Genomic DNA, 8,795 nt, shown 5'->3' on the forward strand with positions numbered 1-8,795 from the left:
CACACGGCCCCTCTGATCCTGCTCTGGCAACAGGAGTGACATGAGTTTCCACAACGGGTTCACCGAGATGTTCGGGGTCGAACACCCCATCGTGTGCGGCGGAATGCTCGCGGTGGGCACCGCGGAGCTGATCTCGGCCGTCGCGAACGCCGGCGCGCTGGGGTTCCTCAGCGCGCTGACCCAGCCCACCCCGGAGGCGCTCGCCCGGGAGATCGCGCGCTGCCGCGAACTGACCGACAGGCCGTTCGGCGTCAACCTCACCATCCTGCCCACCATCGAACCGGTGCCGTACGACGACTACCGGGCGGTCATCATCGACTCGGGCGTGAAGGTCGTGGAGACGGCCGGCAGCAACCCCGCACCGCACCTGCCGGCGTTCAGACAGGCCGGGGTGAAGGTCGTGCACAAGGCCGTCGCCGTCCGGCACGCGCTCAAGGCCGAGGCGCTCGGCGTCGACGCCGTCAGCATCGACGGATTCGAGTGTGCCGGGCATCCCGGCCAGGACGACGTCCCCGGCCTCGTCCTGATCCCGGCCGCCGCCCGCAGGCTGCGCATCCCGGTCATCGCGTCGGGCGGCTTCGCCACCGGCGCCGGCCTCGTCGCGGCCCTCGCGCTCGGGGCGTGCGCGATCAACATGGGAACCCGCTTCGAGGCGACCGAGGAGGCGCCGGTCCACCCCAGCGTGAAGGCGCGGATCGTCGCGAACGACGAGCGCGGCACCCAGATCGTGTTCCGGGAGTTCGGCAACACCGCCCGGGTGGCGCGGAACTCGGTCTCGCAGGACATCGCCCGCCTGGGCGCGCGCCCAGGGGCCGTCTTCTCCGACGTCGCCGAACTCGCCTCCGGGAAACGCGGCAGGCAGCGGGTGCTGCGTGAGGGCGATGTCGAGGGCGGAATGTGGTGGGCCGGTCAGGCACAAGGCCTCATCGACAGCGTGGAGAGCTGCGAGACGGTGGTCCGCACCATAGTGGCGGATGCCGAGAGCATCATCCGGGGCCGCCTCCACCGCCAGCTCGCACCGGCACCCGACATGACCCCGGCCGCGGCCGGCTGACCGGTGCACACCGCGCAGGCCGGCCGAAGATCTACTCGACGACGGCCGTGTCGCGGTGCCGAGGTCCGCGGCGCCGTGGCCGCGGTGCGGCTGGGCCGAGTCGAACGGGACCGGACGGGAAAAGGTCCGGCACCGGCTCTTCGGGACCGCCGTTCGGGCAGCTGGACTCGTCGCCCGGGTCCAGGGTCCCGGGTGCCAACCAGAACCGCGGCGGCCGTCGTGGGCATGGCCTCGGACGTGCCGAGATCGTGCGCGGCGACGGCCGCACGCAGGAGGGGATCGCGAACACGGGACTCGCGTGACGTGGGGCGGGCAGCGAGAGAGGCCGGCCGGCGTCGGGCTCCTCGCGGTTCCCGTCCGGTGCCGCGTACCGCGTCTTGATCCAAGTTTTACGTCCGCTGCGGAACTGGATGCCCTGCTGAAGGTGTCTGACGGACAGTGGGGCCTGTCGAGGCCGCGGAGCGAGATGAGTGGGGCAGGCGTGGGACGGCGCAAGGGCGGCATAGGCATCGCAGTCGGTACGGTCGCAATGCTGGTGGGCGTGACAGCCTGCGGCGGGGGCGGCAGCGACAAGGCGAGCGGGGACGACGCGAAGGCGTCGGGGAAGCCGAGCGCGAGCGCCTCGCCCAGTCCCACGAAGCCCGCGGGTCCGCCGATGCTGCTGGACACGATCACCCCGCAGACGGGCACCACGGTCGGCGTCGCCATGCCGATCTCGGTCATCTTCACGAACCCGGTGGCGGCGAAGGCACAGGCCACGGTCGAGAAGCACATGAAGGTAAGCACCTCGCAGCCGGTGGTCGGCGCCTGGCACTGGATGGGCGACCGGCGCGCCGACTGGCGGCCGAAGACGTACTGGCCCTCCGGTACCAAGGTGAAGATCGACGCCGACATGACCGGCGTCAGCAACGGCAACGGACGCTACGGCGTGCACGGCTACACGCACACCTTCACGATCGGCGACGACGTGCGGGCGGACGTCTCGGTGACCGGCCACACCATGAAGGTGACCCGCAACGGCCAGGCGGTGCGCACCCTGTCGATCAATGCGGGCAGCGCCCAGTACCCGACGTGGGACGGCACGATGGCCGTCATCGACAAGCAGGAGAAGGTCCACATGACCTCCTGCAGCGTCGGCATCAGCTGCGACAAGGGCAGCCCCAACTTCTACGACCTGACGCTGCCCTGGGACGTCCACCTGACCCAGTCCGGTACGTACGTGCACTACTCGACCGGCGACCCGTATCCGGGCAGCGGCAGCGCCCGCGGCTCGCACGGCTGCGTCCACCTGTCCCTGTCGGACGCCAAGTGGTTCTACGGCCAGGTCAAGCAGGGCGACCCCGTCACCATCACGGGCTCGCCCCGGGGCAAGGCCCCGGCCGACAACGGCTACGCCGACTTCAACCTGGGCTGGGACCAGTGGCTCACCGGCAGCGCGTCAGGACAGCAGACGTCCGCTGCGCTGTGACCCGCGGCGGGACGGGCGCCGGCTCTCCGCCGCGGAGGGGGCGCCCGCCCGCCTGGTTCGGCCCAGGACGACTCCGGCCAGGACGAGGACCAGTCCGCACAGTTGCTGAACGGTCAGCACCTCTCCGGCGACCGCCGTGCCGAGCAGGACGCCTGTGACGGGGTTGAGCAGGCCTATCAGCCCGACCGTCCCGGCGGACAGGTGCCGAAGACCCGTGAACCAGGCGACGAAGGCCAGCGCGGTGGCGATGAGGGAGGCGTAGCCGAACGCGAGGAGCGCCGGTGCGGAGAGCGCGGGCGGAGCGCCCTCGACCACCGCGGCGACCGGGAGCAGGAAGAGACCTCCGGCCGTTAGCTGCCAGGCCGTCGAGGCGAGCACGTCGGCACCCGCGCTCCACCGCTTCGTGAGGACGTGCCCGAACGCCGACACCAGCATGGCGGCGGCCGAGGCCAGGACTCCCGGCACGCTCGTGCCCCGCACCCCCGTGAGCAGCATCAGACAGACCCCGCCGAGCCCGACCACGGCACAGGCCAGCTGCGCGGCCCGGGGCCGCTCGGACACCAGGGGCCAGGCCATGAGCATCATCGTCAGCGGGGACGCGGCCATGACGGTCGAGGCGACGCTCGTCGGAAGCAGCTGCGAGGCGGCGTAGACGAGGACGAAGAACACGCTCATGTTGAGCAGCCCGAGCACCGCCGACCGCCACCACCACGAGCCGCGTGGCCGCTGCCTGCGCAGGGCCAGCAGGACGAGGCCGGCCGGCAGCGCCCGCAGGGCAGCCCCGTAGAGCGGCCGGTCGGCCGGCAGGAACTCGTGGGTCACGTAGTAGTTGGCTCCCCAGGCGACCGGCGCCACCGCGGTGAGCGCCACCCAACGCCAATTAGCTTCCATGGAAGCCAATATAGCTTCCTGGGAAGCTATATTGGCTATCCTGGGTACATGAATCACGGTGAACCGACCGACCGCGTGGCCCGCATCCAGGCCGACTGGCGCCGCGAGCGGCCCGACGTCGACATCACGCCGCAGGGGGTGATCGGCCGACTGCACCGCCTGGCCGGCCGGCTCACCGAGGAGCTCTGCCTGGTCTACGGCCGCTACGGCCTCAGCGAGGGGGAGTTCGACGTCCTGTGCGCCCTGCGCCGTGCCGGGGAGCCCTACGAGCGGGCGCCCGGCGAGCTCGCCGCGCACACCATGGTCACCACCGGCGCGATGACGAAGCGGATCGATCGCCTGGAGCGGGCCGGACTCGTCACCCGCCGCCGTTCCGACGACGACCAGCGCGGCCGCATCGTCGCCCTCACCACACCGGGGCGCGACCTCATCGACCGCGCCTTCACCGACCACATGCGCAACGAACGCCACCTGGTGGACCTGCTGACGCCCACCGAGGCCGGGGAGCTCGAAACGCTCCTCACCAACTGGCTCTCCCGCCTGGAGGATGCACGCACTCCCGGCGGCGAGTGACCCGCCCCGCCCGCCGAGGCCGGTTCACCCGGGTGGGTGATTCTCGCGCGCGTACGGCAGTGCTCGTTCCAGGGTAGGGGCCGGGGGCACGGGTCACACGGCAATGCTTTGACCGGCTCATCGCGCGTCAGCGCGCCCACGAGGATGTGGGCATGGTGTGGATGATGTGGGACGCGGAAACCTCCTTCGTCGGCCGGGCAGCCGAACTCGGCCTGATCGCCTCCGCGATGGGCGAGAGCAGACTGGTCACCCTCAGCGGCGCGGGCGGGGTCGGCAAGACCCGGCTCGCCCAGCGGATCGTGTCCCTGGACGAGGCGCCGGCCCCTGGGAGTGCGGCAGTCGCCCGGGCGGATCTCTCCCCGCTGTACAACGCACACCTCCTGGCGGCCACCGTCGCGGACGCGCTGGGACTGTCCGACCACACCCCACGGCTGCCGGCGGACGCCGTCTGCGCGTGGATCGGCGACCGCAGGACACTGCTGGTCCTCGACTCGTGCGAGCACCTGCCGGCCGAGTGCCGCAGCCTGGCCGGCGACCTGCTGACGGCCTGCCCGAACCTGAGCATCCTGGCCACCAGCCGGGAGCCGCTGCGTGTCCGCGGCGAGAGGGTCATCGAGATCGAGCCGTTCGCCTCCGCGGCGGAAGCGGTCGCCCTGTTCGCCGACCGGGCCGCGGCGGCCGGAAGCCCGCTCAAGGACGACACCGATCTCCACCTGGCCGCGAGCCTGTGCGACCAGCTGCAACGACTGCCGCTGGCGTTGGAGCTCGCGGCCGGGCAGTTACGGAGCATGTCGCTCGCGGAGCTCTGCGCGGGCCCGTACGCGGCGGTCGACCTGCCCCGGGCGCCGGAGCGCAGATGGCCGCCCCGGCACGCGGCCCTGCGCACCACCATCGGCTGGAGTCACGAGCTGTGCACCCCGCAGGAGCGGCTGCTGTGGGCGCGGCTCTCCTATCTGCCCGCGTCCTTCGACGACGAGCTCGCGGGACAGCTGGCCGGCGGCGGCCCGCTCTCGCCGGGCAGCGCCGGCTGGGCTCTCGTCTCGCTGTGCGACAAGTCCGTCGTCATCCGGAAGGGCGGAACGTACCGGATGCTGGACGCCGTGCGTGAGTACGGCCGGATGTGGCTGGCCGAACTCGGGACCGAGCGGGAACTGGCAGACCGCCACGCCCAGTACGTGCTCGCCCAGACCCGGCAGGCCCATCGTGAGTGGTTCGGTCCGGCGCAGCGCGGCTGGTACCGGCGGATCGGGTTCCTGCACGCGGACATCCGGCTGGCGGCCGATCACCTCCTGGCGACCGACCCGGCCGCCGCGCTGGAGATGATCGGCAACGTCACCTTCTTCTGGGTCTGCTCCGGCTACCTGTACGAGGCCCGCCAGTACCTGGAGAAGGCGACCGTGCCGGCCGTCCGGGTGCAGAACGAGACGTGGGTACAGGGACTGTGGAGCCTGGGGCTGACCCTGACCCTCCAGGGCGAGCAGGCCGCGGCACGCGAAATGGCCGCCGCGTGCCGGCGCACCGCCATGGCGGTCCTCGACACCGAAGGGCTCGGCCGGGCCGCCTACCTGGACGGCCTGCTGCACCTGCTGGAAGGGCGCCCCCTCGCCGCGGTGAACGGTGTCGAGACGACGGAAGCCGCCGCCCCCCTCGCCCGCCCGGAACACCTGACCGCACCGGCCGTACTGTGCCGTCTGGTCCACGTCTTCGGGCTCACCGGCTCCGGCCGTCTTGACCAGGCCCGCCACGAGGCACTCGAACTCCGCGACCTCTGCGCGGCGTTGGACGAGCACTGGACCCGCTCCTACGCGGAACACCAATTGGCCCTCATCGCCTTCCTCACGGGGCGGCCGCACGACGCCGTACGCCACGCGCGGGCCGCCCTCGACGCCAAGCAGCACATCGGGGACTCCTTCGGGGTCGCCATGGTCATGGATCTCCTCGCCATCGCCCTCGCCGACGCGGGAGAGGAGCCCGCCGCCGCGTACGCCTTCGGCGCGGCGGCGCGCTTCTGGGAGACGGTCGGCCACCCGCAGCGCGGCACACCGGAGATGGCCGCGCTGCGCAACGAGTGTGAGGACAGGCTCGTACGCCGCATGGGACTGCGGCGGTACGGCCAGACCTTCCGGCGAGCGGCCGCGAGCGACGCGCGCTCACTCGTGTCCTGGGGAGCGCACGGAGGACCGGTGCCCGAGGAATGACATGCCGTTCAGCTCAGCCTGAAGGTCTGCGCGGAGGAACCGTTGCAGTCCCAGATCTGCAGGCGGGTGCCGTTGGCGGTGGCGCCGCTGGGGGAGTCGAGGCAGCGTCCGGACTGGGGGTTGAGGAGGGAGCCGTCGGCCTGCTGCACCCATTTCTGGCCGCCGACGCCGTTGCAGTCCCACAGTTCGAGCTTGGCTCCGCCGGCCGTGCCGTTGTTCTCGATGTCGAGGCACCGCCCGAGAGTGGACAGCGAACCGTCCGGGTTGTGCGTCCAGTACTGGTCCTCGGCGTACGACTGGCAGTCCCACAGCTGTACGGCGGCGCCGTCGGTGCCGGTGTCGTCGGCGGCGACGTCCACGCACTTGCCGCCCGGCCCGGTGATCGTCCCCTGCGGACCGTTCGGCACGTTTGTCCCGCCGCTGTAGCCGACGGAGACGATGTTCGCCTGGACGGCGTTCTCGGCGGCGTCGGTGGGATAGCCGGAGACCATGACGCCCTCGAAGAAGGTGCCCCGGTTCCAGTTGCTGTTGTCGCCGCCGATGCCCAGGATGATGCCGCCCTCCTGCTGCATGGGCTGATAGCCGCCCCGGGTCGGCAACGCCCCGTCCCACCACGTGGTCAGCCCGCCGGACCGGGAGTCCCCGCCCCTGAGCGCGTACCGGGTCTGCCCGTTGTTCTTCAGCACGGCGGTGACGAAGGTGCTGCCGTTGCCCAGGTTGGCGGTGTTGGAGCCGTTGTCGCCCTGGAACATGCCGTTCTCCAGATCGGCCTCCACCCACGGGCCGTTCCCGGTGCACGGCGCGAAATAGCAGGTGGTGGCGATCGACACGGCGTCCATGTGCCCGTTGCCGGTGTCGGCCGGGGTGCTCTCGGCATTGCCGTAGTCGAAGCAGCAGGCGGACCCGACATGGGTGCCGCTGGCCACCATGTACGCGCCCTCGGCCTGGCCGTTGACCGCGACACCTGAGGCGACGCCGGTGTAGCGGTAACCCACTCCGGGCGAGACCCACAGCCCGTACACCTTGTGGCCGCCCGCCGTGACGGCGATCTCGGACGCGTCGGCACCCCGGTCCGCACCCATCCCGGAGGTGCCGGCCGGCCCGGGCGTGAGGTCGTTGTGCCGGCCGCTCTGGTCGTAGATCCTCGTGATCCGGCAGCCGCCGTCTCCGCCGGCACAGAAGGCGTCCTGGGCCGCCGCGTCCGCGTAACCGCCCTGCGCCGACGGCCTGATGTCGGCGGTGGCCCCGTCCGAGACACGCGTCACCTGATAAAGCGGGCCGTCGTAGGAGGAGAGCAGCGCCCGGGTGACGCTGTGCGCGGCCACGCACGGGGTACCGGCGGCGGCGTAGATGTCGCACGGCAGCGAACCGGCGGCCTGTGAGGCGGCCGGAAACCCGAGCAGCAGCCCGAGAGCGAGACCGAGGGAGGCCAGCACGGCCACCACCCGAGATCTGCGCGCTCTTGTGCGTGATGCACTGCTTGGCGAGCTCATGACAATCCAGGCGGACGGGGAACCACGCATGGCACGTCCCTTCGAAGCTGGGGTGGGGGCCGCGCTCAGGGTGCGGCGACACAGCTCTTCGATCGGCTCGGCCGGGAACCTACGCACGCTGTTCGGCCGCGTCAATATTTGTTTCCTTTTTGGTTCAGACCAAGCTCCGGATGTGAACTGGTGTCGGGGCGTGTGGAATTCGAACCAACGGTTCCTCTACGAGGCGTTCATGTCCGCCCCGCCCCGCCCCGCCCCGCACCGCTCGCGGCCGGTCCCGTGCGCGCCGTCAGGAGCTCACCAGGCGGTCCGGGCCGAGTGGGACCTCGTGGAGGAGCAGACGGCTGTGGGCCTCCCGCACTCCGAGGTCGGCCTTGAGGCGGTCGACGACGGTCTCGAACTCGCGGGCGTCGGCGCAGGCGACGCGCAGCTGGTAGTCGTAGTCCCCTGTCAGCCGCATCGCGGCTACGACCTGTGGGACGTCGTGCAGCTGGTTCTCGAAGACCGTGCGGTCGGTGCCCTCGCGCAGGCGGATGTCGCTGAGCAACTCCATGCCGTGGCCCAGCGCCGCGAGGTCCACCTCGGCCCGGTAGCCCCGGACGAACCCGTCCGCCTGCAGCCGGCGCACGCGGTCGGCGACCGTGTTGGCCGACAGCCGCACCCGGCGGCCCAGGTCCTGGTAGGTCGCCCGGCCGTCCGTGAGCAGGACGGTCAGGATCTGCCGGTCGATACGGTCCACAGGTCCCACCTCAGGAAAACTCGGTGATCAGACGATGTCGCCGATTTTTCCACAGCACCAGGCCGTCGAGTGCCGCGAAGTCCGAGCCAATATCGGCGCATTCGGTGCCAGGCTCCAGGCATGGAGATCCTTCTGCGGACCGCTCTCGCCCCCTGTCTCGTCCTGCTCGTCTCCGTCGTCGCACGCCGCTCGGGCCCACGCCTGGGCGGGCTGCTGCTGGGTCTGCCGATGACCTCGGTGCCGTTCGTCATGCTGCTGTGGCTGGACGCCGGGAGCGAGGCCGCCCCCCGTGCCGCGCGGGGCCTCCTCGCGGCGCAACACCACGACGCCGGCATCAGATTGTCGAACGGGCGCCTAACACCCGCGCTCCGGCCGGCCCGCG

At 71.4% G+C, this 8,795-nt stretch carries 8 protein-coding genes; 5 read left to right on the forward strand and 3 right to left on the reverse strand.

Going from position 1 to position 8,795, the window contains the following annotated elements; translation table 11 throughout:
- Window positions 1-40: 40 nt before the first annotated feature.
- Entirely contained in the window at window positions 41-1,054 is a 1,014-nt protein-coding gene (locus ACFWPS_RS40980; protein ID WP_383715530.1) for an NAD(P)H-dependent flavin oxidoreductase, read from the forward strand.
- 529 nt (window positions 1,055-1,583) lie between these two features.
- Complete coding sequence (locus ACFWPS_RS40985) at window positions 1,584-2,522, forward strand: Ig-like domain-containing protein (protein WP_383715549.1); 939 nt, start codon at window positions 1,584-1,586, stop codon at window positions 2,520-2,522.
- Here the strand turns inward: ACFWPS_RS40985 and ACFWPS_RS40990 are convergent.
- Window positions 2,493-3,413 carry an EamA family transporter gene (locus ACFWPS_RS40990; protein ID WP_383715532.1) on the reverse strand — a complete coding sequence of 307 codons (921 nt, stop codon included), beginning with the start codon at window positions 3,411-3,413 and terminating at the stop codon, window positions 2,493-2,495. The genes ACFWPS_RS40985 and ACFWPS_RS40990 overlap by 30 nt on opposite strands.
- 48 nt (window positions 3,414-3,461) lie before the next feature.
- Here ACFWPS_RS40990 and ACFWPS_RS40995 point away from each other — a divergent pair, with 48 nt between their 5' ends.
- Window positions 3,462-3,986, forward strand: a complete 525-nt coding sequence (locus tag ACFWPS_RS40995) for a MarR family winged helix-turn-helix transcriptional regulator (RefSeq protein WP_383715534.1) — start codon at window positions 3,462-3,464, stop codon at window positions 3,984-3,986.
- A 152-nt stretch (window positions 3,987-4,138) separates the two neighbouring features.
- Window positions 4,139-6,184: an ATP-binding protein gene (locus ACFWPS_RS41000; RefSeq protein ID WP_383715536.1), complete on the forward strand. Its 2,046-nt coding sequence runs from the start codon at window positions 4,139-4,141 to the stop codon at window positions 6,182-6,184.
- Window positions 6,185-6,192: 8 nt separating this feature from the next.
- On the opposite strand, the gene ACFWPS_RS41005 is transcribed toward ACFWPS_RS41000, so the two are convergent.
- Together ACFWPS_RS41005 and ACFWPS_RS41010 are read right to left on the reverse strand one after the other, a co-directional pair.
- On the reverse strand, window positions 6,193-7,620 hold the full coding sequence (locus ACFWPS_RS41005; RefSeq protein ID WP_383715538.1) for an arabinofuranosidase catalytic domain-containing protein: 1,428 nt from the start codon (window positions 7,618-7,620) through the stop codon (window positions 6,193-6,195).
- 343 nt (window positions 7,621-7,963) lie between these two features.
- Entirely contained in the window at window positions 7,964-8,413 is a 450-nt protein-coding gene (locus ACFWPS_RS41010) for an Lrp/AsnC family transcriptional regulator (protein WP_383715540.1), read from the reverse strand.
- 120 nt (window positions 8,414-8,533) lie between these two features.
- Here ACFWPS_RS41010 and ACFWPS_RS41015 point away from each other — a divergent pair.
- The coding region (locus tag ACFWPS_RS41015) for a hypothetical protein (protein ID WP_383715543.1) at window positions 8,534-8,795 on the forward strand (262 nt) is incomplete at its 3' end.

It is taken from the genome of Streptomyces sp. NPDC058457 (assembly GCF_042720695.1).
Lineage (GTDB): Bacteria > Actinomycetota > Actinomycetes > Streptomycetales > Streptomycetaceae > Streptomyces.